The sequence below is a fragment of the Bacillus cereus group sp. MYBK195-1 genome (genome assembly GCF_051916605.1).
In the GTDB taxonomy this organism is placed as follows: Bacteria; Bacillota; Bacilli; order Bacillales; family Bacillaceae_G; genus Bacillus_A; species Bacillus_A cereus.
Genome location: NZ_JBQAGZ010000002.1, coordinates 130054 through 154237, shown reverse-complemented (window position 1 = coordinate 154237; position 24184 = coordinate 130054). Strand labels below are relative to the sequence as shown.

Genomic DNA, 24184 nt, shown 5'->3' with positions numbered 1-24184 from the left:
ATTTTTTACACTCTTCTAAATTATCAGATAAAAATGAATTTTATATCTCATAATATTTTATGTATAATTATCCTTTTGTTTTTATCATAAAATAGCACTCTCTTCATAATAAAAATATGTAGGCTAAAATGAGTGCAAAGGTTAAGAAAGTATGTTACGATACATTTTGCTAAAAATAGATATCGGTAAAGAGGGGACGGACATGGCAGCAATTCAAGCAAAAAACGGGCCTACTGAGAAATTAAGTTTATTCTTATTAACATGGCCTATTTTTCTAGAAGTTTTTCTTTTTATGTTAATGGGGATCGCTGATACTTTCATGTTAAGTGCATTATCAGACGATGCTGTATCTGGGGTTGGTGCAGCGAATCAATATCTTCATATTGCGATTTTGGTATTAGAAGTCATCGGGAACGGCGCTGCTATCGTTGTATCTCAATACCTCGGTTCCAAACGCTTTATGGAAGCATCTAAAATATCAGCATTAGCCGTCACATTAAATTTAATAGTTGGGCTCGTTATAAGCGCTGGTTTTCTTTTATTTTCGAAACATATGATGCTCGCAATGAACTTACAAGGCGATGTACTAACGTATGCGCAAAACTACTTATCTATCGTCGGAGGAGCCATCTTCCTACAAGCTATTATTAACTCATTAGCCGCAATTATCCGTGTACACGGTTTTACAAAGCAAGCGATGTTTATTTCACTCGGAATGAATATGATTCATATCGCTGGAAACTACGTACTCATTTTCGGGAAATTTGGTTTCCCTGAGCTCGGTGTACAAGGGGCTGCAATTTCTTCCGCTATCAGTCGATTGATCGCACTTATTGTTTTCTTCTGGTTACTATACCGCGTTATGGAATATCGTGTGAAATTACAATATTACTTCACTTTATCCAAAGAATACATTGGGAAAATTTTAAAAATTGGCATTCCATCTGCATTTGAACAAGTGATGTATCAAGCTTGTCAAATCGTCTTCCTTTATTACGCAACGTACTTAGGAACGGAATCATTAGCTGCTAGACAATACGCTACTAACATTTCCATGTTCACTTATTTATTTGCAATTGCGATTGGTATGGGAACAGCCATTATTATTGGCCGCCTCGTTGGTGGTGGCGAAAAGGATGAAGCATACGAACGCTTGTGGAAAAGTGTAAAATGGGCAATTGGTGTAACTTTATGTATGGTCGCTCTCGTTATTATATTCCGTACACAATTAATGGGACTATTTACAGATAATCCGCACATTATCGGGTTAGGCGCAAGTGTTCTTTTACTAAGTGTACTACTTGAAACGGGACGTACGATGAACATCGTCATCATTAATTCGCTTCGTGCAGCTGGTGATGCAAAATATCCTGTTTTAATCGGTGCATTCTCTATGGTGTTAATGAGTTTACCACTAGGTTACTTTTTCGCCTTTCATTTAGATATGGGTCTCGTTGGTATTTGGCTAGCAATCGCCATCGACGAATGGACACGTGCCATTATTATGTTCTTCCGCTGGAAAAGTAGAGCGTGGGAGCGTTATGCCCTTGTTAAACCTGAAGAACAAGAGGAGAATGTTTCTGTTCAAGTTCAGTAATTTTGCATATGGATATCACTAATGATACATGAGATTTATATCGGCGATTCCTTAAATATATCGACTGACCGACAAATGTATACAATTCTTTTATATAGTAGAAAAAGAGCCATCCTTCCATAACAGAAGAATGGCTCTTTTTCTTATTGATAAATCTCTTTATATTTCTTGTACTCCGCTTCAGAACATAGTACGAAATGTCCTGGGCGAATTTCACGCATTGTTGGTGCTTCACTACCATAATTATGCTGTGATGGATCATATACGATACGTTTACGATTGCGCTCATAATCCGGATCTGGAAGTGGAATCGCTGATAATAGTGATTTCGTATATGGATGAATTGGATTCGCATATAATTCATCACTTGTTGTTAACTCAACGATTTGGCCACGGTACATTACACCAATACGGTCACTAATGTATTTTACCATTGATAAATCATGGGCGATGAATAAGTATGTTAAACCTTTTTCTTTTTGTAGCTTTTTCAGTAAGTTTACAACTTGCGCCTGAATCGATACGTCAAGTGCTGAGATCGGCTCATCGGCAATGATAAATTCTGGGTCTACAGCAAGCGCTCGAGCGATACCGATACGCTGACGTTGTCCACCTGAGAATTCGTGTGGGAAACGGTTTGCGTGCTCTTTATTTAAACCAACTGTGTTTAATAGTTCATGAACACGGTCCATGCGCTCTTTTTTACTTTTCGCTAGTCCGTGAATATCGATACCTTCTGCAATAATATCCCCTACTGTCATACGAGGGTTTAATGATGCATATGGATCTTGGAAAATCATTTGCATTTTACGGTTGAATTTCTTCAGCTCTGCGCGTGATTTTTTACCATGTACATTTTCACCATCGAATAACACTTCACCAGCAGTTGCATCATATAAACGAATAATCGTTCTTCCAGTTGTCGATTTACCACAACCTGATTCTCCTACAAGACCAAATGTTTCTCCGCGGTAAATATCAAATGAAATATCATTAACCGCTTTGACAACACCACCACTCACGTCGAAGTGCTGCTTTACATTTTTTACTTCAATTAATTTCTCACGTTGTTTAGTCATGTTGTTCACCTGCTTTCATTTGAAGAATGCGTTTTTCAACGACTGCCGGCGGTTTTACTTCTGGAGCTTGCTCGTGAAGTAACCAAGTTGCCGCATAGTGCGTATCACTTACTTTAAATAAAGGTGGGTCCATTTCAAAATCAATTTTCAGTGCCTGCGGATTACGTGGTGCAAAAGCATCTCCCTTTGGCGGCTTCAATAAATCTGGAGGCGTTCCAGGGATTGCATATAATTCTTCTTCTGAACCATCTAAACTTGGCATAGATGCGATTAAACCCCAAGTATACGGATGTTTCGGATTGTAGAAAATTTCATCTACAGTTCCAATTTCAACCACTTTACCAGCGTACATAACTGCCACTCGGTCCGCAACGTTTGCTACTACACCTAAGTCATGCGTAATGAAAATGATTGCTGCTTCTGTTTTTTGCTGAATGTCTTTCATAAGTTCTAAAATTTGCGCCTGAATCGTAACGTCTAGCGCTGTTGTCGGCTCATCGGCAATTAATAATTTCGGGTTACAAGCTAACGCCATCGCAATAACTACACGCTGTCTCATACCACCTGAGAATTGGTGAGGATATTGTTTTAAACGAGCTTCTGGATTTGGAATACCTACAAGGTCAATTAACTCTAAAGCAACTTTACGTGCATCTGCTTTACTCATCCCTTGGTGTTTAATTAGACCTTCCATAATTTGATTTCCAATTGTCATCGTTGGGTTTAATGATGTCATTGGATCTTGGAAAATCATCGCAATATCTTTACCCCGTACTTGCTGCATTTCTTTTTCTGTTAATTTTGTTAAGTCACGACCTTCAAATACGATTTCACCATTTTTAATGCGTCCAGGAGGATTCGGAATTAATCCCATTAACGCTTTAGAAGTAACTGATTTCCCTGAACCAGATTCTCCTACAATCGCCAATGTTTCTCCTTTTTTCAAATCAAAAGTAACGCCGCGTACAGCTTGTACTTCACCTGCATGTGTATCAAAGGAGACTTGTAAATCTTTTACCTCTAACAATGTTTTCATCTTTGCCTCTCCCCTCTTTTACTTACGCATTTTTGGATCTAACGCGTCGCGTAATCCGTCTGCCATTAAGTTAAACGCTAAAATTAATATACTGATGACAACCGCAGGGATGAACATCATATGCGGATACGTTTGAATAGATTTATAACCATCATTTACAAGAGAACCTAGTGACGCAAATGGTGGCTGAATTCCTAAACCGATGAAACTTAAGAACGCTTCACCAAACACCGCTGATGGAATTGTAAACATTGTCATTACGATAATAGGTCCCATTACGTTTGGAATTAAATGTTTCACAATTAATTGTGTATTTGTTGCACCTAATGTACGAGATGCTAATACATATTCTTGGTTTTTTAACTTTAAGATTTGTCCACGAACAATACGCGACATCCCTATCCAACCTGTAATCGCCATCGCAAGTGTAATTGACCAAATACCAGATCCCATAATGATTACCATTAAAATAACGATGATTAAGTATGGAATACCGTTAATAATCTCCATAATACGTTGCATAATGTTATCTACTCTACCGCCGTAGAATGCTGAAATACCTCCGTATGCAACCCCAATTACTAAGTCAATTGCTGCCGCTAAAAGAGCGATATATAATGATACGCGTGTACCTTCCCATGTTCTTGTCCATAAGTCACGGCCAAGGTCATCTGTACCAAACCAGAAGTACTCTTTAATATCACGTTTTTCATATTGGTCAACACCATATTGATCTGTACCGTCAAATGGTAACCAATGAACATTTTCAATAACTGGAATTTTTGGTGGTAATTTCGCACGACCTAAATCTTGCTCTTTATACGAGTGTTTACTTACCATCGGTCCAAAAATCGCTAATAGCGCAATGATAACTAACAATACAAGGCCAAGCATCGCACCTTTATGTTGGAATAAACGTCTTCTTACATCTTGCCAAAACGTTAAGCTTGGACGGGCAATGACTTCATTATCAACATTATTTTGATTGGCTTGTTGAAATAAATCTGGAGATAATTTTTGTACATCTTTCATCATTTTTTCCCTCCCGCTAAACGAATACGAGGATCAATAATTCCGTATAAAATATCGACAATGAAAATAACTAAAATGAAGATCGCACTATAGAAAATCGTAGTTCCCATAATAACTGTATAGTCATTTAAAGTAATCGATTTAACGAATTGTTCCCCAAGTCCTGGTACAGCATAAATTTGCTCGATAACAAGTGTTCCTGTAATTAATGCCGCAACCATTGGTCCTAAAATTGTTACAACTGGAATTAACGCGTTACGAAGTGCATGTTTGACAATGATAACGCCTTGGCTAATTCCTTTCGCTTTCGCTGTTAAAATGTAATCGGCTTGCATAACTTCAATTAATTCTGCACGAGAGAAACGTGCGATTGTTGCGATAACTCCCATCGATAATGCAATTGTAGGCATTACAGTAAACTCTGGTCCTTTCCAGAATGCTACTGGGAACCAGCCAAGTTTTACCCCTACGAAATATTGCAGTAATGCGGCGAATACGAATGATGGTACCGACATTCCGAGTACCGAAATAACTGTTGCACTATAATCTACCCACGTATTATTACGAAGTGCGGCAACAATACCTAAAATTAAACCGATAAATGTTCCTAATATAATCGCTTGTAAACCTAATTGGGCTGATGGTCCAATACGATCCACAATCATGTCTGTTACTGGGCGGTTATCATATTGGAATGATACCCCTAAATCACCTTTTGCTAAGTTACCTAAGTAACGTGCATATTGAACTGGTACCGGATCATTCAATCCGTATTTTTCAAGAATGATTTCTTTTTGTGCCGGTGATAGCTTCTCCTGGTTTTTAAGCGGAGAACCCGGAAGTAATTTCATCAAAAAGAAAGTCATTGTAGTAATTAAAAATAATGTCAAAGCCATGTACACGAAACGTTTTAATACATAACGTCCCATAGTCAAGCACCTCCCCGTTTTTCTCAAAAGCAATAAGATAGTTTAAAATATTCTTACTTTTATTTTTTTAAAATAAGAGCATATGCCCATCATAGGCATATACCCTTGTAAACGATGGAAAAAAAGATTATTTTTGTTCAACAGATGCCCATTTGTAAGTTAATTTACCACCATAGTTAATTGGGATAATATCTTTTACGGCACCTTTTACTACATACGCTGAACCTTTTTGGAAGATTGGAGTGATAACTGCATCCTCTTTAATTAACATCTTCTCTACTTCTAGAAGGTTGTCCCAGCGAGCTTGTAAATCTTTTGTGTCTGTTTTAGCTTTTAGGATTAACTCATCATATTTCTGATTAGAATACCCTGTTTTATTTTGAGAACCATTCGTAACAAACATATCTAAATATGAGATTGGATCTGGGAAATCTGGTCCCCAAATACCAAACGCAATATCATATTGCTGAGAATCTTCTAATTTATTTTTTTGTGCGAATGGTTGCTGTTTAATTTTAATTGATAAACCTGGTAAGTTCTTTTCCATCTCACCTTTTAAGAATTCCCCAACTTTTTTAGCATCTTCATTATCAAAGTTTAAGAATTCTAGTTCGATTTTATCAGTTCCAAGCTCTTTCTTCGCTGTTTCCCAAAGCTTTTTTGCTTCTTTTGGATTTGTTTCAACTAGCTTTCCATTTTCAGCTCGAAAATCTTTTTTATTTGGACTTTCAGCGAAATCTTTTCCAACAAATCCGTAAGCTCCAATTGCGCCGTTATTTAAAATAACTTTTGCAATGTTATCACGGTCAAAGGACATTGAAATTGCTTTTCTTAAGTTTTTATTACTTAAGTACTGATTACTTTGATTAAATCTTAAGTAAGCAACCCCTGCCTCTTTTCTTGTTTGGAACTCTGGGCTTTTTCTAAACTTATCAACAAATTCAGACGTTAAAGCCGCTCGATCAATCGCGTTTGTCTCATATAAATTTACATCAGTTGCTGTATTTTTTACAATATTAAAGTTGATTTCTTCGATTTTAACCGTTTTATTATCCCAATATGAAGGATTCTTCTTGAATTGGAAACTTTGTTCATGTTTCCAATCACTCATAACGAATGGACCGTTATATAATGTTGTATTTGCCTCTAAACCAAATTTATCACCTTGTGCTTTTACAAAGTTTTCATTTAGTGGGTAAAATACTGGATAAACTGTTAAATCGATAAAGTAAGGAACGGGATTGTCTAATTCTACTTCTAGTGTATAATCATCAATCGCTTTTACACCTAATTGGTCAGCAGGTAATTCTTTTTTATGAATTTTCTCTGCATTTTTAATATCGAACATAATGTATGAATACGTTGCTTTTGTATCTGGATTTACTGCTCTTTTCCATGAATACACAAAGTCTTTAGCTGTTACAGGTTCCCCATTCGACCATTTCGCATCTCTTCTTAATTTAAATATGTATTTCTTCCCATCATCTAGCTTTTCGACATCTTCTGCAACTCCAGGCATTCTCTTTTGATCTTTGCCAATACGATATAAACCTTCCATCGTATTATTTAATGCTGTAGAAGATGCAGAGTCAGATGCTAGCGATGCATCCATTGACGGAATTTCAGATAACTCTGTTAAATTAAGAGTCTGCTTTCCGTTACTACTACTCGTAGCGTTTTCTTTCCCTTTTGCTTTTGCGTCATCTTTTTGGTAGCTACACGCACCCAGCAACATACTTGCAGTTAAAGTCGATGCAAGTAATAACGGTATCTTTTTCTTCATGTTGTGTTGCCTCCCCTAATTGCACTTCCTGTACCCTCACTTGTTAAAAAGTAGAATTGAAAGAATAATCTCCAAGTTTCTACAATTTTCATTATACATATAATATAACAATTGTGAATATAGTTTTTTGTTTTTTTGTTAAAATTTTTAATAAAATATTTATATTTTTAATTTTTCGTAAAGGGATACATTAACATTGCTACCATCATCTTAAAATCAGACCTTTAATTGCGTATAATTTTCAAAAAATTAATCCTAGTACTTATTATAGCTTTTATAGTATAATAATTCTAGTAATATTTTGACGGAGGGGAATATTTTGAATAAAGTTTTTTTTCATACTTGTATACTAATTTTTATAGCGATGATTGCTTCTAGTATTGGTGCATTCCTCATTTCATCTCAATTTTTGTTGAACTTTGTCAACATTTTGTTTTATATTGCACTGTTTTTTATTCTTATCGGCGGTTTTTTATACATATTTCAAAATGGTTTTTTCAATGTAACCATTTACGCATTCCAAAGAGTATTTGGTACGAACAAAAAGATTGACTCTTTAATTGAAGAAGTCGAGGACCCTACAGATAAGAAAGAACGTATTTATAAAACATATTCATTCAAATGGACATATCCAATTTGTATTACAGGTATCTTCCTTGGGTTGTTCTCGACCCTCATTAGCTTTACTATTTTGATGTAGTTTGCAAACACTATCCCATATGATATAATAATCAGCAAAACATTTTGTTATAAAACTTTAGTTCTTTCATATTAAAAGAGCTCAAGTAACAATAAATAAATTTATATGTATGCGATGATAAAGAAGAGTACATATTGAGGCAATTTCAGAGAGCTTGTGGTTGGTGTGAACAAGTAATTGTACAGTATGGAATGGGCTTTTGAGCACCAAACCGAACCGAAAGTAGTAGGCTTTGGCGTTATATCCTAACGTTATTATGGATTAGAGAGATTTCACAGTAGTGAAATAATTAGGGTGGTACCGCGGTCCATTCGTCCCTATAGTTTTTGGGATGAATGGGCTTTTTTGTTTGCCTTCTCTTCCCCCCCCCATCACGCATTCAATTTTAGGAGGAATTACTTATGTCAGTTATCTTTTCTGGTATTCAGCCAAGTGGAACGATTACACTTGGAAACTATTTAGGCGCAATGAAGCAGTTTACAGAGCTTCAAAATGAACACGACTGTTATTTCTGTATTGTAAACCAACATGCGATTACAGTACCTCAAGATCCCGTCGGACTTCGTAAAAACATCCGCAGTCTTGCTGCACTTTATGTAGCATGCGGCATCGATCCTGAAACAGCTACTTTATTTGTACAATCAGAAGTACCAGCACACGCTCAATTAGGATGGATCATGCAATCTGTTGCTTACGTTGGAGAATTAGAACGTATGACGCAATATAAAGATAAAGCTTCGGGTAGAGATTCAGTTCCAGCTGGATTACTTACGTATCCACCATTAATGGCTGCTGATATTTTACTTTACAACACTGAAATCGTACCGGTTGGTGATGACCAAAAGCAACATATGGAATTAACACGCGACCTAGCAGAGCGTTTCAACAAACGCTTCTGTGAAGTGTTCACAATTCCTGAAATTCGTATTCCAAAAGTAGGCGCTCGCGTTATGTCATTAACAGAACCTACGAAGAAAATGAGTAAATCTGATCCGAATCCAAAATCAATGATCAGTATGCTTGATGAACCAAAAACAATTGAAAAGAAAATTAAGAGTGCTGTTACTGACTCTGAAGGTATTGTGAAATTTGATAAAGAAAACAAACCTGGTATCTCTAACTTATTAACAATCTACTCTTCATTCTCTGGAAAAACAGTTGAAGAAATTGAAGCAATGTACGAGGGAAAAGGATACGGCGACTTCAAAGGCGACCTAGCGCAAGTAGTCGTAGAAGCAATTCGTCCAATCCAAGACAAATATAACGAACTAATCAACTCACCAGAACTAGACGAAATTCTAGACAAAGGTGCAGAAAAAGCAAACCGCGTTGCATTCAAACAACTACGCAAAGTAGAAAACGCAATGGGACTAAGCAGAAAACGTAGGTAACATATAAAGCGGAGGCAGCTCGTTCAGCTCTGACTGGCTAAGGTTCTTTCGCATAGAAGACGCTTTTTGTCTTCTTATGCGAAAGGTTCTTAGACACGAAGAGCTTGCTGCCGGAGCTGGATTTCTACAAAATTAAAAAACCGCCAATTGGCGGTTTTTTAATTTACCTTTTGCTCATTTTCCATTTCCCATAACTTTTCAAAAAATGGCTGTCCTTTTACGAGACGCTCGCATAATTGTTCATGCTTATCAGACCAGCCTGTTTTCGCTTCATCATACAGCTTAACCCAAATATCTTCAAATTCCATATGTTGAACCATTCCATATGCTGATGGATCCCACTCTGTGAACCAATAGCGAATTTCTGCTGTATTTTTCGTTGTATGTAATTGATCTAACGCCATAAATAATAATTGTTTTAGCTGTCTTTCTTTACGAGTCAAGCCATTCATAATGAAAGGCGATGGTGATAAAATGTGATGTTCTTTTTCTGTTTCTTCTACTTGGAACTCATACTTTTCTGCTTGTACGTTTTCTACCATCTCATATACCATCTGCTCTTGGCGTGGTATAAGTCTGCTTTTGCGAATTGGTACATTGTAACCAATTGTGTCAATCGCAATAATTCCTTTTCCATCTGTAACAACAAAGCAATACTCTTGCTGCAAACGTTCATGATTTTTACGAATATAAGCCTTATGATGTACGTCTTCCAGCATTTTTTGCGGAAGCTCTAACAATTCGTTCTCGATGTAATGATATAATGTGGCATCTACTTTTAATAATGGCACTTGATCTAATAGCTCAATCGTATCATCTTTCCGCCATTCGTAAAAATGACAAACGTTATACCCATTTTCTTCACCTTCAAACCAATTTACCCATACATCATGTAGATATAACATTCACTACCCCTCACTTCACTACTGTTTGTACCAATCATTATGTTCATTTTTGCTTAACTTTATTCCACTTGAGGAAATATATTCTAATTATTATTTTTTCTTCTATTAATACTAAAAAAACAGGAAATAGAACTCCTGTTTTTTTATATATGAAATGTACTTGCTTTATTCAATATTTCTTTTGCATCTATAGATAATAAAGAAAGTGTATCTTCTCCTTCCAAAGTTACACAATCTTTGACAATATGAAATCCAAGCGCATAGCCAAGCATCTTCGGATAAGAGTGAAAGCCATTTAATAAGATGTCATGTTCCCTTGTTCCTCGTTTTATACTTATTCTTTCATGTACAATATTTTTCCAATAATAAATAGCCTCCTCTTTTGAAAGATACGCCGTCCACGGTGCATTGTTTTTTTCTGTATACCTTTCTGTTACTGCTTGTTCAGCTAGCCCTTCCATAATCATCGTATCAAGTAATGTATATTCTGTTTCTTTCGTCTCAATTTGATGTAACCTGCATATGTGATGATATTCATGCGCTAATAACACTTTTAATTCTTCTACCGAATTCCGTCCACATACGAATAAGAAAATAACATGACGCATAGATAATCCCGCCCTACCGTTATACTCTTCTTGTACAGTTCGATTATAGGAATCTGATAATAAAATAAAGACAGGGACATCTGGACCTTTTAACCAGTTTTTCAGTTTATCATACTCCAGGCTCAATTCTTTCCAAATTTCCTTTTCCTCTAATTCTTTAATTTCCTTTTCTCCGCGCATGATCGGGCGATACATCCCTTTTGAAATTAAAAAGCGATACAACCTTTCTTTTGGCAACGGAATATACTTCGTAAATTTCTCACAAAGTTTTTCTGGCCGTCCATAATATAAATGTAGCCATTCAGCTGTTTCAACAATCCCCATCTCTATCCCTCCTTTTTCTTATGTATATGCTACAGGAGAAAAAGGCGTAAAAATAAATAAGGAGTTTTTTCGCAATATATTGCGAAAAAACTCCTTATTTCATCTATTATTTATACGATTTAAATACTAACACTGCGTTATGACCACCGAATCCTAATGAGTTACTTAATACTGCATTTACTTCTTGGTGTCTCGCTTGATTCGGTACGTAATCTAAGTCACATTCTGGATCTGGTGTCTCATAGTTAATTGTTGGCGGAATTACTCCGTCTGTAATTGATTTAATAGAGAAAATCGCTTCAACAGCACCAGCTGCTCCTAATAAGTGACCTGTCATTGATTTCGTTGAGCTAATCGCTACTTTATACGCGTGCTCACCGAAAGTTTCTTTAATTGCCATCGTTTCATATTTTTCATTCGCATCCGTACTTGTACCATGCGCATTAATGTAATCAATATCTTCTGGCTGTAGGCCTGCATCAGCTAAAGCTTGACGCATTGCACGCACTCCGCCTTCACCACCAGGAGCAGGCATTGTAATATGGAACGCATCTCCAGTTGCACCATAACCAGCAATTTCCGCGTAAATGTGAGCACCACGCGCTAATGCGTGCTCTAATTCTTCAAGAATTAGAATACCTGAGCCTTCACCCATTACAAAACCGCTACGGTTTTTATCAAATGGACGGCAAGCCGTTGCTGGGTCTTCATTAAATGTTAATGCTTTCGCTGAGCTAAATCCTGCGAATGCCATACTTGTTAGCGGTGCTTCTGCTCCGCCTGTAATCATTGCATCAGCATCACCACGCTGAATTGCTTTAAATGCATCACCAATTGAGTTTGCACCAGATGCACAAGCCGTTACAGAACAAGTGTTAATTCCTTTTGCTCCTGTTGCGATTGATACTTGACCTGCTGCCATATCCGGAATCATCATCGGTACGAAGAATGGGCTCACGCGGCGTGGGCCTTTCTCAGTAAAAATCTTAAATTGTTCTTCGTATGTTTCCATACCGCCAATACCTGATCCAATCCATACACCAATTCGAGGTCCGTTTTCTTCTGTAATTTCAAGCTTTGCATCTGCAACTGCCATTTTCGCTGCTGCTACTGCATATTGTGTAAAGCGGTCCATACGGCGCGCTTCTTTTTTATCAATATATTTCTCGACTTCAAAGTCGTTAATTTCTGCTGCTACTTTTGCTGGAAATAGTTCCGGATCAATTCTTGTAAGTCGTCCGATTCCAGATACACCCTTTTTAATGTTTTCCCATGCTGTTTCAACATCTGTTCCGACCGGTGTAACAGCTCCTAGTCCTGTAATTACGACCCTCTTTTTTTCCATACAAAATACACTCCTTTTTTTCTCTCAGTCCTTATTTACCCCAACGAAGAGCGACTGCTCCCCATGTTAATCCGCCACCAAAACCAACAAGTATAATTAAATCACCATCTTGAATACGTCCATTTTGCAATTCCTCTACCATTGCAATCGGAATTGAAGAAGCCGATGTATTACCAAACTTTTCAATTGTCATACTCATTTTTTCTTGTGGTAAATTTAATCTCTCTCTTGCAGATTCCATAATACGAATATTCGCTTGATGCGGTACTAAGAAATCCACATCCTCTTTTGTAAGACCAGCCTTATCCAGCACGCGAAGACAAGATTCACCAAGTTGACGAACGGCAAATTTAAAGACTTCTCTGCCATTCATCATAACATACTCGTCTTGATATAGATGCTTACCGCCGCTTCCGTCTGCTCCTAATTCGAAAGATAGAACGCCTCTTCCTTCTGAAACTGCTCCCATTACGATAGCACCGGCTCCGTCTCCAAATAATACCGCTGTATTTCGATCATTCCAGTCTACAATTTTAGATAGCTTATCACTACCAACTACTAATACGTTTTTATAAGTCCCCGTTTGAATAAATTGCTGCGCTGTAATCATTCCGTACATAAAACCAGCGCATGCTGCACCTACATCCATTGCAGCTGCATGTTTCGCTCCAATCGCTTCTTGAATGACACAAGCTACTGCTGGAAACGCACGATCTGGTGTTACTGTCGCCACTAAAATAAGATCGATATCTTCTCCGCTAACCCCTGCATCTTCAAGTGCTTTTTTTGCAGCCTCTACGGCCATATATGAAGTATCTATTGTATCATCGGCAATGCGTCTTTCTGCAATTCCCGTTCTCGTACGAATCCATTCATCGGATGTATCCATTATTTTTTCTAAATCGTGATTTGTGACTACTTTTTCTGGCACATATCTTCCGATCCCTAAAATGCCCACGTTCACATCGCAGCCCTCCGTTTTATATCAATTATTATGACTTGGTACTAATTTTAAAACATAAATGTATTTTTGTCTAGAATATATTTCGCATAAAACAGAAAGCTAACGCATTATCTACTTTATTTTTCATTAAAAGAAACAGAAACATACCTCTCAAATATAAAAAGACTCAAACCGCTTCTGTTCACGGTTCGAGCCTCTCTTCCACCTTAAAAAGATGCTTTTTATTCTTTATCTGCTTTCCTTCTAAACTAGAGAGTTCTCCTCACTACTTTTCCTTTATCCTCTTCATATCTCTGGTTTTCCCCCAGGCGAGAATAAAAAAGGCCCTGACCGCTTCTATCCACGGTTCGGGCCTCTCTTCCATCTTAAAAAGATGCTTTTTATTCTTTATCTGCTTTCCCAAGCTCATAAGCTTCGTTCATAACTTTCATTAACAACTCTAACACCGGCTGTGCCTTCTCCATATCAAGTGCAATTCCATTATCATCTAAAATTGCCTTTGCTTCCGGTAAATGCTTCATTGCGATTTGTAAAAACTGCATGCTTTTTTCGTTCATATTATACTCTTCCTTTCCATTAAAACTTTCACATACAATAGTGTAACACGCGTACTACCCTTCGTATAACTCTTTATATTTTTTCATGTGTGCCAGTTGCTTATTTAAACCGTATTCTAACGGAGTATTTCTTTTTATCGAAATTACTTCGATAGCCTCATCTCTTACTTCGCTATTATTTTTATTTACTTTATCATCCGCGCGTAAAAGATTCATCCCTTTTTCCCATAATGACTGTTTACCACTAAGTAAATTGTATATACCAAGATGCGCCCCGTTCGTTCCATGTTCCCATAAGTATTCACATACATCTTCAACGTAAAGTAAATCATTCCCCTTTTCCTCAATCGTACAACGGCACTCTTTTTCAACTAATTCTGATAAAATAAGCTGATGAAACATCATAAAGGACGGTTGCCACGGTCCATATAATGTTGGAACTCGAAATACACTATATTGTAAATTCCCTTTTTTCAATCCTTCTTCTACTTTCAAAAATAGGCGCTTATTTTCGGATTCATCTGTACTGCCTACTTCAATAGAAGAAATTAAATTTAACTTCACTTTTTGTTCTTCACACATTCTTATAATTCGCTTTAAATATTGTAATATGACTCTTTCATTCCGAAATCCACTTTGCTGATTTGGCTCATATAAGCAAAAGTAAACAGTATCGAATCTCTCTTCCTCAACCGATCTCCATCCATCTTCATCTCTTATCGAATAATACGTAAATAACGCATTTCGCCCAATTAATAATAACTTCTCTTCATTAATTTTGGTCATACTATCGAATTCATCAAAATCAAGACCATAGACTTCCACTTCTTCTGCAATCATTTTATTTACAAGGTGATAACCTACAAACGTAAGTGCACCTATTATCAGCACGCGTTCCATACCACCAACCCTTTCCCTCTGAAACAAATAGCTCCTCATTTATGTATATGGGAGCTTCATAATTCTTCTTCATATTTTTTAAAGAAATCGGTCGTTTGCCTAACCATTTTATATTTCACATCTTGCAGATGGAACAAGACAGAAGTATCACATTGATTTAGTTGCCTCATTTTCTCATATCTACGCAACTGCTGTTTTCTTCCTCTTTTTTCTTGTGTTGATACGAAAATTTTAACAGGTACACAAGATGGAAGAAGCGTAAATGATTTCTTATTTATTTTTAATTCTAATTCTTCTTCTTTGGAATCATACGCCAAACTTAATTCCTTCACCAGTCTCTTGTAAAAAAACTTATGCTCTTTCTCAAACTCCACATATTCTGGTAAATCTAAACACGGATTTAACATAATGACAGAGCGTATACACTCAGGATATTTGTTCATCATTTCAAGTGCTACAAGTGCTCCCATACCATCTGCCATAATGTGCATTTTCGCATTCAATGTCTCTTTTCTCAACACAACGTCATATAAACGTTTTGCTAGACGAACAGATTGGTCGTTTCCCCAATGTCTTCCGTATAAATTAGAAGAAAAGACCGTGTAGCCTTGCTCAATAAGGCCATGTAAAAAATAAGATCTACCCGCATGCTGTGTCCATAAACTTGTACCATTCTCAATAAAGTAGTTGTAATCACCAAGAAGCATTACAGAAAATCCATTTGGCTTCTCCGGTAAATAAATGACACATGGTTCTTTTTCTAAGTAAAAAAAACGTTCCGTAATACTCATTTTTCCCCCGCCTTATTTTCTAAACATATAAAACCACTCTTTTATAATGTATGAACGGAATGCAAATTTGCGTTGAAAAATCTACAAATATTTTTCTATATTCTTTTTTCAATTGTGTTACAATAAGGACAGATTGAACGAATAGAGGTGTAAAATATGCGTTTCATTTGGGCATTAATTTGGTCGTTCTTACTTGTACATATGATGAGCTATGTAATCGGCTCTATGACTGGCGGTACATACGACTTTAACCAAGCGTCTATTTTCTCAGTTGTTCTTGCTGTGTTAGTACTAGCAATTTCAGCTACAATTCCAAACGAACCAGTAGAACAACACTAAAAAAAGAGTCCGGATTTTATCCGAACTCTTTTTTTATTTTTATTTCACATGAACGACTAATTCGTTATTTTCTACATCAACAACTACGTGACTATTGTCAGTAATTGTTCCTGCAATTAATTCTCGTGCTAATTTCGTTTCCACTTGACGCTGTACGTATCGTTTTAGTGGACGAGCTCCGTACATTGGGTCGAAACCAGCTTCCACAACAAATTCTTTTGCTGCATCTGTTAATGCTACTGTAATGTGACGGTCAGCTAGACGACCTTGTAGTTCTTTTACAATTTTATCAACAATGCCTTTAATTTCATTCGTTGTAAGAGGTTTGAATAAAATAATTTCATCAACACGGTTTAAAAATTCAGGGCGGAAATGTCCTCTTAATTGCCCCATTACAAGGTCTCTTGATTCCTCTTTAATCGAACCATCTTCTTCTAATCCATCTAGTAAATGAGCAGATCCGATATTTGAAGTCATAATAATAACTGTATTTTTAAAGTCCACTGTACGACCTTGCGAATCTGTAATGCGCCCATCATCTAACATTTGTAATAAAATGTTGAATACTTCTGGATGTGCTTTTTCAATTTCATCTAATAAAACAACGGAATATGGTTTACGTCTTACCGCTTCAGTTAATTGACCACCTTCCTCATATCCTACATATCCAGGAGGTGCACCAATTAAGCGTGACACTGCGTGTTTCTCCATATACTCAGACATGTCAATGCGAATCATTTGCTCTTCACTATCGAATAAAGACTGGGCTAGCGTTTTTGCAAGTTCTGTTTTACCAACACCTGTTGGTCCTAAGAAGATGAAAGAACCAATCGGGCGGTTCGGATCTTTAATACCAGCGCGAGCACGAAGAACTGCGTCTGACACTAAGCTTACTGCTTCCTCTTGTCCGATGACACGCTCTGATAAGATTTGCTCTAAGCGTAATAATTTCTCGCGTTCACCTTCCACGAGTTTCGCAACAGGAATACCAGTCCAGCGTGAAACAATATCTGCAATTTCTTCTTCACTTACTTCCTCACGTAATAAACGATTTTCTTGTTTATTATGCGCGCCCATTTCTTCCGCTTCTTTTAACTCTTTTTCAATTGCTGGAATTTTCCCATGACGAAGTTCGGCTGCTTTATTTAAATCGTAATTACCTTCTGCTTCTTCTAATTCACGACGCAGACGTTCTAAATGTTCACGTAAGTCACGAACTTTGTGAATGTCTTCTTTTTCTTTCTCCCATTTCGCTCTCATACCACTTGCAACTTCTTTTAAATCCGATAATTCACGTTGCAATGTTTTTAGACGCTCTTGGCTACCACGATCCGTTTCTTTTCCAAGAGCCGCTTCTTCAATTTCCAGCTGCATAATGCGGCGCGTTACTTCATCTAATTCTGTCGGCATAGAATCAATTTCTGTACGAATTGTTGCGCATGCTTCGTCAACAAGGTCAATTGCTTTATCTGGTAAGAAGCGATCTGAAATATATCGATCTGATAAAACTGACGCTGCTACAATCGCACGGTCATGAATATTTACACCGTGATAAATTTCAAAGCGTTCTTTTAATCCACGTAAAATTGAAATTGTATCTTCAACAGTTGGTTCTTCTGCTAATACTTGTTGGAAACGTCTTTCTAGAGCTGGATCTTTCTCAATATATTTACGATATTCATCGAGTGTCGTCGCCCCGATACAATGCAGTTCACCACGTGCAAGCATCGGTTTTAACATATTTCCTGCATCCATCGCACCTTCAGTTTTACCAGCTCCAACAATTGTATGAAGTTCATCAATGAATAATAAAATGCGGCCTTCACTCTTTTTAATTTCATTTAATACAGCTTGCAAACGCTCTTCGAACTCACCACGGAATTTCGCACCAGCTACGAGCGCACTCATATCTAACGCAAAAATCGTTCTATCTTTCAATCCTTCAGGTACATCCTTTTTCACGATACGCTGTGCTAGCCCTTCAACGATTGCTGTTTTACCAACACCTGGCTCCCCAATTAAAACAGGATTGTTTTTCGTTTTACGTGAAAGAATACGAATTACACGTCGTATTTCACTATCACGGCCGATTACAGGATCGATTTTCCCTGCTCTCACTTCCGCTACTAAATCACGGCCATATTTTTCTAACGCTTCATAAGTTGCTTCTGGATTTTGACTAGTCACTCTTTGATTCCCCCGAACTGTCATTAAAGACTGTAATAAGTTATCTTTCGTAATATGCAATCTTGTAAATAATTGATTTATATCGCCTTTTTCTTCAGAAAAAGCAAGCAATACATGTTCTACTGAAATGTAATCATCCTGCAGTTTTTCTGCTTCTTTCCCTGCTCTTACAAGCAGTTGTTGCAGAGCGCTCGTTACATACAATTTTCCAACTTCTGCACCGCTCCCCGTTACAGAAGGTTTCTTTTTAATTAAACTTTCAGCACCTTGCTTTAATGCTTCTATATCAACATTCATTTTTTGAAATATACGTACTGCTAATCCATCTTGCTCTTCTAATAATGCAAGTAATAGATGAACAGTATCCACCTCTTGGTGATGGTGAGATACCGCTAAAGATTGGGCACTCATAATCGCCTCTTGTGTTTTTGTTGTCATTTGATTTAAGTCCATCTTTACAGCCCTCCAAAAGTTTGACTTTCTTTGACCTTTGATTTGATTATACGCCAATTGACTTTTTTATACAATAATTTTGCCTATGTATTTTCAAACTTATTATTGGAAAAAGAAAAAGAGAGCATTCATTATACTGCTAAAAAATACGGTAAATGAAATTACAATGTGTAACGACAAAAAGCCGCAATAACGATTGCGGCTTCTGTTACGGTTTTCTTTTATATGTCCACTGGCGGTTATGATTCGTGTTATCCGGAAACTTTTCACCGGCAGTTAATTTCACCATTTGCGGATCTTTCACCATACTTCCCGTTTCACCAATTTCTACGTAAATGCCATCATTCGGCGCTTTTTGTCCAGAACGAAACCTGCGATTTTGTCCCATCTTCATTCTCCTTCCATGACGTCTTGCCTCATTAGTATATCCATTTTAAAAGAAAGCTTTTCTGTCATGTTTAGGAAACAGTACTACATCTCATTCTTGTACATATATATGAATGACACAAGCGTAAGCAGGGATTTCTTTCTTACTTGTAGAAAAAAAAAGAAACCAACCTACTCTAGGCTAGTTTCAAAGGAGAGTCAAACATATACGAGAAGATTACATGTTCATTATATGTCTCATCACACGAGCAATGTAACCCTTTTCACAATTTGTACATAATGAAAGAAACATTGTTTGAACTTTCTAAAAAGATGTTGACTTTTCTTAATTTCCAACGATAAATAGTAGACACCACAGCACTTTGAGACGTAAGATGGATATATAGTGAAATTTCCATCTATGGTGATTTCACCGAGTCTAACCTCTTATTTCTGCATATTAAAAACGGAAATACAGATAGATACAAAAAAATTATTATAAGAGGTGAAATTATGAACAAACAACATTTAATCGCATTAGACTTAGACGGCACTTTATTAACAGACAACAAAATAATTTCCACTCGAACGAAACATACAATTGCAAAAGCAAAGGAACAGGGACATATTGTTGTTATTTCAACAGGACGTCCATTCCGTGCTAGTTATGATTACTATAAAGAACTTGATCTTAACACACCTATTGTAAACTTTAACGGCGCTTACGTACATCATCCTCTTGATTCAAACTGGGGAACACATCACTCTCCTCTTGAGCTAGCAACAGCGCAAGAAATTGTCCGAGCTTGCTTTGATTTTGGCGTAAAAAATATATACGCGGAAGTAATGGACGATGTGTATGTTCGTGAAATTGATGAAGATAAAAAACATATTTTCGAATTCGGCTCTCCTAAGATTTTTACGGGAGACTTATTAAATATTTTAAACGATCATCCAACTTGCTTATTAATTGACGCACATGACGAGCATTCTACTGCAATTCGTCAACATTTAACCGATATGCACGCGGAAGTAATCGACCATAGAAAATGGGGCGCACCTTGGCCAATTATTGAAATTGTGAAAAGCGGATTAAATAAAGCGGTTGGATTACAAAAAATTTCTAGTCATTACAACATTCCACAAGAGCGAATTATCGCTTTCGGTGATGAAGATAATGATTTTGAAATGATTGAATTTGCTGGTCACGGCATCGCAATGGGAAATGCCATCCCTGAATTAAAATCACTCGCAAACCATACGACGTTAACGAACGAAGAAGATGGTATTGCTTTATATTTAGAAGAGGTTCTTGGGTTGTAATCTAAAAATTCCCTACTTATAGTTTCCTGCCAAATGTCCATACTATAAGTAGACGCATGAGACATTGCGTCGATTGTTTTCAGCTAAATAAAGGGGGTTTTCGAATGGGTAAAAAGAACAAATCAAAACGTTTTATCCAACAAGGAGCCGATGCTGTTATGAAGCATGATGCAAGATTCCCGTACAGAGGTACATTAGCTGAGGCAGAAAAAGCAAGAAGTAACTCTTCTTTTGGAGGGGTTTAAATGGGGAACTTACTATTCCAACAAGCTAGAGATGCTGTTGAAAATGCCGTATCTTGTTCAAGCGGTACTGAGCAACAAGATCTCGTGTATAGAGCAAAAAATGCTTTGCAATCCGCTTACGCAAACTCTTCAACTGCTGAAAAAGTTCAGCTCCGTGAAATGCAAGAGCAATTGCAAAACATCACGAATTTACATTAAAAAAGAGGACCAACTTTGGTCCTCTTTAATCTTTCCGAAACAATCCGAACACCCCAACTGTTTGCAGTATATTTGTAAATGCACCTGGGTCCACTTGTTTAATAATCCTCTCTAATTCGTATAACTCGTAACGGGTAATAACCATCATTAACATTTCTTTATTTTCATTCGTATAAGCACCTGTTGCTGGTATCGTTGTAATCCCTCTTACTAATCGCGAGTGAATCGCCTTTCTTACGTCTGTCCCATTCTTCGTAACAATTAATGCTGTAATCTTTACATGACGAGTATGAATTGCATCAATAATTCTCGTTGATACATATAAAGTCACTAGCGTATACAACGCTTTTTCCCATCCATATACATAGCCAGCAGCGATAATGATAATTGCATTAAAAAAGAAAAAGTATGTACCGACAGGCTTATCTTTTATTTTTGATAAAATCATGGCGATAATATCTAATCCACCTGTAGAAGCACCCCACTTTAAAGCAATCCCTACTCCAATTGCCGAAATAATCCCGCCAAAAATCGCATTTAATATGATATCATTCGAAACCGCTCTAACAGGGATGATTTCTAGAAACAGAGTCATAAATATAACACAAAGAAAACTAAAAAAGGTGAAGGCCTTTCCAACCTTTTTCCACGCTAAAATAACGACAGGAATATTAAATAAGCTAAACAATACTCCCGTAGATATGTGAATCGATAAAAAATCACCTAATATTTGCGATAATAATTGAGACAATCCAGCAAAGCCGCTCGCATACACTTTTGCTGGCGTTAAAAATAAATTCATCCCAATCGCGTTTAATAAACCTGCGATGATTACAACGATTAACTTCTTTATAAGTTCAGTATAATTCAACTTCAAATCCATTTGGAATCCACCTTTACCCTTCATAAATGCACCGCTATACATAGTCTTTACGAAAAAGGAAATGATAAACGTACAACGTTTAGAAATGGAGTTGATACATATGCCACATACGAGTGATAACGACAAAAAAGCACGCGATAATAACGCAAAACGCACACAAAAAAATGAGCAAGAGCAAAAAAATATTCAGCAAGGTAAACGTGCATACTCTAAAAAGACCGATCACCTTTGATTCCATCGTACATCAACAATTATGTTGATGTACTTTTTTACATTTTAAAGGAAAAAAACATTAAAAATTCACTTCATGTTCACTTCTATATTCTACAATAGCGATAACATATTCGGATGAGGTGTTGGCATGAGAGGGAAACATATTTTCATTATTACTGCACTAATAAGTATATTGATGTTATCTGCTTGCGGACAAAAAAACGGCTCAGCTACAGTCGCTACAGCAACAGACTCGACCATTACAAAGGATAACTTCGAAAAACAATTGAAAGATCGTTACGGAAAAGACATGCTATACGAAATGATGGCACAAGACGTCATCACAAAAAAATATAAAGTATCTGATGAAGAGGTAAATAAAGAAGTAGAAAAAGTAAAAAAACAATATGGAGATCAATTCAAAAAAGTATTAGAAAATAACGGTTTAAAAGATGAAGAGGATTTTAAAAATCAAATTAAGTTCAAACTTGCTATGAATGAAGCAATTAAGAAAAGCATTACAGAGAAAGACGTAAAAGACCACTATAAGCCAGAAATTAAAGCGAGTCACATTTTAGTAAGTGACGAAAATGAAGCGAAAGAAATAAAGAGTAAACTAGATGCTGGTGCTTCATTTGAAGAATTAGCAAAACAAGAATCACAAGATCTACTATCAAAAGATAAAGGCGGAGACCTTGGATACTTCAATTCAGGTACAATGGCTCCTGAATTCGAAACGGCTGCCTACAAACTAAATGTTGGACAAATTAGCAACCCCGTAAAATCATCAAACGGTTATCACGTTATTAAATTAACTGATAAAAAAGATTTAAAACCTTACGATGAGGTAAAAAACTCTATTCGCAAAAACTTAGAGGAAGAACGTACTGCTGATCCTGTATTCAGCAAAAAATTGTTACAAGAGGAATTAAAAAAGGCAAATATTAAAATAAATGATAGTGATTTGAAAGATACATTTACTCTTGTTTCTCCGCAAGGAAATTAAAAAAGCACAACCTTATTTTTTTAGATAAGGTTGTGCTTTTTAATCTTTTATCTTATTTCTTAAAGTAAGTCCAACCTTCTTCTTGGTAAACCTTTTCTTCTTTCATCAACTTACCAAGTGCACGCTTAAATGCAGCTTTACTCATGTTAAAGCGTTCTTTAATATCTTCTGGATGGCTCTTATCCCAAAACGGCATTGCTCCGCCTCGTTCTTCCATATATGCATAAATTACTGCAGCATCGTCTTCCATTCCTTCTTCTTTACGAGGAAGAAGTGAAATGTTAATTGTACCGTCATCTTTTACGTCAATAATACGGCCTGTTACACGCTGACCGATGCGGACTTGTTCTTTTCTTTCTGTATGGTGTAAGAAAGCACGGAAATGTTCATCTGTTAAAACGAATGAACCTACTTGAAGCGAACGATATACACGTCCATTTACGTTTTTATTACGCATAGATGGCGTTGCATCTACGATAATTTCTTGCATATCACTGTCTCTTGCCGGAAGAGCAATTAAACGATCACGATTCGTTAATTTTAACGTACAATATAATTCGTCGCCTACTTCTGGCCATACTGGCATATAAATCGGGAACTCATCAGCTGGAATTAGTATATCTTTTGACACACCAATATCAACAAACACACCTAAACTAGGAATAACTTCTACAACCTTTACCCAGTTCCAATCATAAGTTGTAATAATTGGTTCCTTCATTGTTGCTGAAATACGATTTTGGTGATCAAGGTATAAGAATACATCAATCATATCGCCTTCTTCAATTTCTCCAGCTACTTCGTTTTTATGTAGGAAAATTTCTTCTTCTTCATTCCCAACCATATATCCGATTTCCGTTTCGCGTAAAACAGTTACCTGTTCAATCGATCCTATTTGCAAATACATATTTTTTAATTCCCTTCTATATATATAAAATTATCTTTTTTATCATTCCAAACAAAAGTTAATTATAACATGATTTTTCCTATATTTGTCCAACTGCCCAAAATTCACTATAATAAAATGAGG

Annotated in this window: 25 protein-coding genes and 1 other annotated feature; of the genes, 9 read left to right on the top strand and 16 right to left on the bottom strand. The window is 36.6% G+C overall.

What is annotated here, in order from left to right; genetic code table 11:
- Positions 1–151: 151 nt before the first annotated feature.
- On the top strand, positions 152–1597 hold the full coding sequence (locus ACTFRY_RS10395; RefSeq protein ID WP_016117419.1) for an MATE family efflux transporter: 1446 nt from the start codon (positions 152–154) through the stop codon (positions 1595–1597).
- A gap of 143 nt (positions 1598–1740) precedes the next feature.
- Here the strand turns inward: ACTFRY_RS10395 and ACTFRY_RS10390 are convergent, their stop codons facing one another.
- From ACTFRY_RS10390 to ACTFRY_RS10370, 5 genes are all read right to left on the bottom strand, one after another.
- Complete coding sequence (locus ACTFRY_RS10390) at positions 1741–2676, bottom strand: ABC transporter ATP-binding protein (protein WP_000166348.1); 936 nt, start codon at positions 2674–2676, stop codon at positions 1741–1743.
- Positions 2669–3712 carry an ABC transporter ATP-binding protein gene (locus tag ACTFRY_RS10385; RefSeq protein ID WP_000854346.1) on the bottom strand — a complete coding sequence of 348 codons (1044 nt, stop codon included), beginning with the start codon at positions 3710–3712 and terminating at the stop codon, positions 2669–2671. Before ACTFRY_RS10385 ends, ACTFRY_RS10390 begins: the two co-directional genes overlap by 8 nt.
- Positions 3713–3730: 18 nt before the next feature.
- Positions 3731–4747: an oligopeptide ABC transporter permease gene (opp3C, locus tag ACTFRY_RS10380; protein ID WP_000974106.1), complete on the bottom strand. Its 1017-nt coding sequence runs from the start codon at positions 4745–4747 to the stop codon at positions 3731–3733.
- On the bottom strand, positions 4744–5673 hold the full coding sequence (opp3b, locus tag ACTFRY_RS10375) for an oligopeptide ABC transporter permease (protein ID WP_000534172.1): 930 nt from the start codon (positions 5671–5673) through the stop codon (positions 4744–4746). The genes opp3C and opp3b overlap by 4 nt, the downstream gene beginning before the upstream one ends.
- 127 nt (positions 5674–5800) lie before the next feature.
- The gene (locus ACTFRY_RS10370) at positions 5801–7456 is read right to left on the bottom strand and encodes a peptide ABC transporter substrate-binding protein (RefSeq protein ID WP_098616868.1); all 1656 of its coding nucleotides are present in this window, start codon (positions 7454–7456) and stop codon (positions 5801–5803) included.
- 319 nt (positions 7457–7775) lie between these two features.
- Between ACTFRY_RS10370 and ACTFRY_RS10365 the strand changes: the two genes are divergently transcribed.
- Positions 7776–8156, top strand: coding sequence for a DUF3899 domain-containing protein (locus ACTFRY_RS10365; RefSeq protein ID WP_098616869.1), 381 nt, complete (start codon positions 7776–7778; stop codon positions 8154–8156).
- Between the two features lie 105 nt (positions 8157–8261).
- Positions 8262–8478 (top strand) — a binding site (T-box leader).
- A 79-nt stretch (positions 8479–8557) separates the two neighbouring features.
- Positions 8558–9547: a tryptophan--tRNA ligase gene (trpS, locus tag ACTFRY_RS10360; RefSeq protein WP_098616870.1), complete on the top strand. Its 990-nt coding sequence runs from the start codon at positions 8558–8560 to the stop codon at positions 9545–9547.
- 158 nt (positions 9548–9705) lie between these two features.
- On the opposite strand, the gene ACTFRY_RS10355 is transcribed toward trpS, so the two are convergent.
- The 7 genes from ACTFRY_RS10355 to ACTFRY_RS10325 form a co-directional block, all read right to left on the bottom strand.
- Positions 9706–10452, bottom strand: coding sequence for a YjbA family protein (locus ACTFRY_RS10355; RefSeq protein ID WP_000966128.1), 747 nt, complete (start codon positions 10450–10452; stop codon positions 9706–9708).
- A 143-nt stretch (positions 10453–10595) separates the two neighbouring features.
- Positions 10596–11384, bottom strand: a complete 789-nt coding sequence (locus ACTFRY_RS10350) for a DUF2268 domain-containing protein (RefSeq protein ID WP_000513275.1) — start codon at positions 11382–11384, stop codon at positions 10596–10598.
- A 106-nt stretch (positions 11385–11490) separates the two neighbouring features.
- Positions 11491–12729, bottom strand: coding sequence for a beta-ketoacyl-ACP synthase II (gene fabF / locus ACTFRY_RS10345; protein WP_000412656.1), 1239 nt, complete (start codon positions 12727–12729; stop codon positions 11491–11493).
- A 31-nt stretch (positions 12730–12760) separates the two neighbouring features.
- Positions 12761–13693, bottom strand: coding sequence for a beta-ketoacyl-ACP synthase III (fabH, locus tag ACTFRY_RS10340; protein ID WP_001100533.1), 933 nt, complete (start codon positions 13691–13693; stop codon positions 12761–12763).
- A 380-nt stretch (positions 13694–14073) separates the two neighbouring features.
- Positions 14074–14250, bottom strand: a complete 177-nt coding sequence (locus tag ACTFRY_RS10335) for a ComZ family protein (RefSeq protein WP_001986215.1) — start codon at positions 14248–14250, stop codon at positions 14074–14076.
- 54 nt (positions 14251–14304) lie between these two features.
- Positions 14305–15177 (bottom strand): NAD-dependent epimerase/dehydratase family protein, encoded by an 873-nt coding sequence (locus tag ACTFRY_RS10330; protein ID WP_001986101.1) that lies wholly within the window; start codon positions 15175–15177, stop codon positions 14305–14307.
- A 29-nt stretch (positions 15178–15206) separates the two neighbouring features.
- The gene (locus ACTFRY_RS10325; protein ID WP_000028714.1) at positions 15207–15941 is read right to left on the bottom strand and encodes a hydrolase; all 735 of its coding nucleotides are present in this window, start codon (positions 15939–15941) and stop codon (positions 15207–15209) included.
- Between the two features lie 156 nt (positions 15942–16097).
- Between ACTFRY_RS10325 and ACTFRY_RS10320 the strand changes: the two genes are divergently transcribed.
- Complete coding sequence (locus tag ACTFRY_RS10320; RefSeq protein WP_001211117.1) at positions 16098–16280, top strand: YjzD family protein; 183 nt, start codon at positions 16098–16100, stop codon at positions 16278–16280.
- A gap of 39 nt (positions 16281–16319) precedes the next feature.
- Here the strand turns inward: ACTFRY_RS10320 and clpB are convergent, their stop codons facing one another.
- Both clpB and ACTFRY_RS10310 read right to left on the bottom strand, forming a co-directional pair.
- A complete protein-coding gene (gene clpB, locus ACTFRY_RS10315; RefSeq protein ID WP_098616871.1) occupies positions 16320–18920 on the bottom strand; it encodes an ATP-dependent chaperone ClpB in 2601 nt (866 codons plus the stop codon).
- Between the two features lie 208 nt (positions 18921–19128).
- On the bottom strand, positions 19129–19308 hold the full coding sequence (locus tag ACTFRY_RS10310; protein ID WP_000531421.1) for a YjzC family protein: 180 nt from the start codon (positions 19306–19308) through the stop codon (positions 19129–19131).
- A 491-nt stretch (positions 19309–19799) separates the two neighbouring features.
- On the opposite strand from ACTFRY_RS10310, the gene ACTFRY_RS10305 reads away from it, so the two are divergent.
- The 3 genes from ACTFRY_RS10305 to ACTFRY_RS10295 all read left to right on the top strand — a co-directional run bounded on the left by ACTFRY_RS10305 (position 19800) and on the right by ACTFRY_RS10295 (position 21052).
- Positions 19800–20609 carry a Cof-type HAD-IIB family hydrolase gene (locus ACTFRY_RS10305; protein ID WP_001041232.1) on the top strand — a complete coding sequence of 270 codons (810 nt, stop codon included), beginning with the start codon at positions 19800–19802 and terminating at the stop codon, positions 20607–20609.
- 104 nt (positions 20610–20713) lie between these two features.
- On the top strand, positions 20714–20854 hold the full coding sequence (locus ACTFRY_RS10300; RefSeq protein ID WP_000516816.1) for a hypothetical protein: 141 nt from the start codon (positions 20714–20716) through the stop codon (positions 20852–20854).
- Positions 20855–21052 (top strand): DUF3813 domain-containing protein, encoded by a 198-nt coding sequence (locus tag ACTFRY_RS10295; RefSeq protein ID WP_000527407.1) that lies wholly within the window; start codon positions 20855–20857, stop codon positions 21050–21052.
- Positions 21053–21077: 25 nt separating this feature from the next.
- Here ACTFRY_RS10295 and ACTFRY_RS10290 read toward each other — a convergent pair whose 3' ends face one another.
- The gene (locus ACTFRY_RS10290; RefSeq protein ID WP_000364437.1) at positions 21078–21935 is read right to left on the bottom strand and encodes a YitT family protein; all 858 of its coding nucleotides are present in this window, start codon (positions 21933–21935) and stop codon (positions 21078–21080) included.
- Between the two features lie 100 nt (positions 21936–22035).
- Here ACTFRY_RS10290 and ACTFRY_RS10285 point away from each other — a divergent pair, with 100 nt between their 5' ends.
- Both ACTFRY_RS10285 and prsA read left to right on the top strand, forming a co-directional pair.
- Positions 22036–22167 (top strand): DUF3941 domain-containing protein, encoded by a 132-nt coding sequence (locus tag ACTFRY_RS10285; protein ID WP_001120851.1) that lies wholly within the window; start codon positions 22036–22038, stop codon positions 22165–22167.
- 129 nt (positions 22168–22296) lie between these two features.
- A complete protein-coding gene (gene prsA, locus ACTFRY_RS10280) occupies positions 22297–23154 on the top strand; it encodes a peptidylprolyl isomerase PrsA (protein ID WP_001214216.1) in 858 nt (285 codons plus the stop codon).
- A 52-nt stretch (positions 23155–23206) separates the two neighbouring features.
- Here the strand turns inward: prsA and ACTFRY_RS10275 are convergent, their stop codons facing one another.
- Positions 23207–24061 (bottom strand): CvfB family protein, encoded by an 855-nt coding sequence (locus tag ACTFRY_RS10275; RefSeq protein WP_098616872.1) that lies wholly within the window; start codon positions 24059–24061, stop codon positions 23207–23209.
- Between the last annotated feature and the right edge of the window lie 123 nt (positions 24062–24184).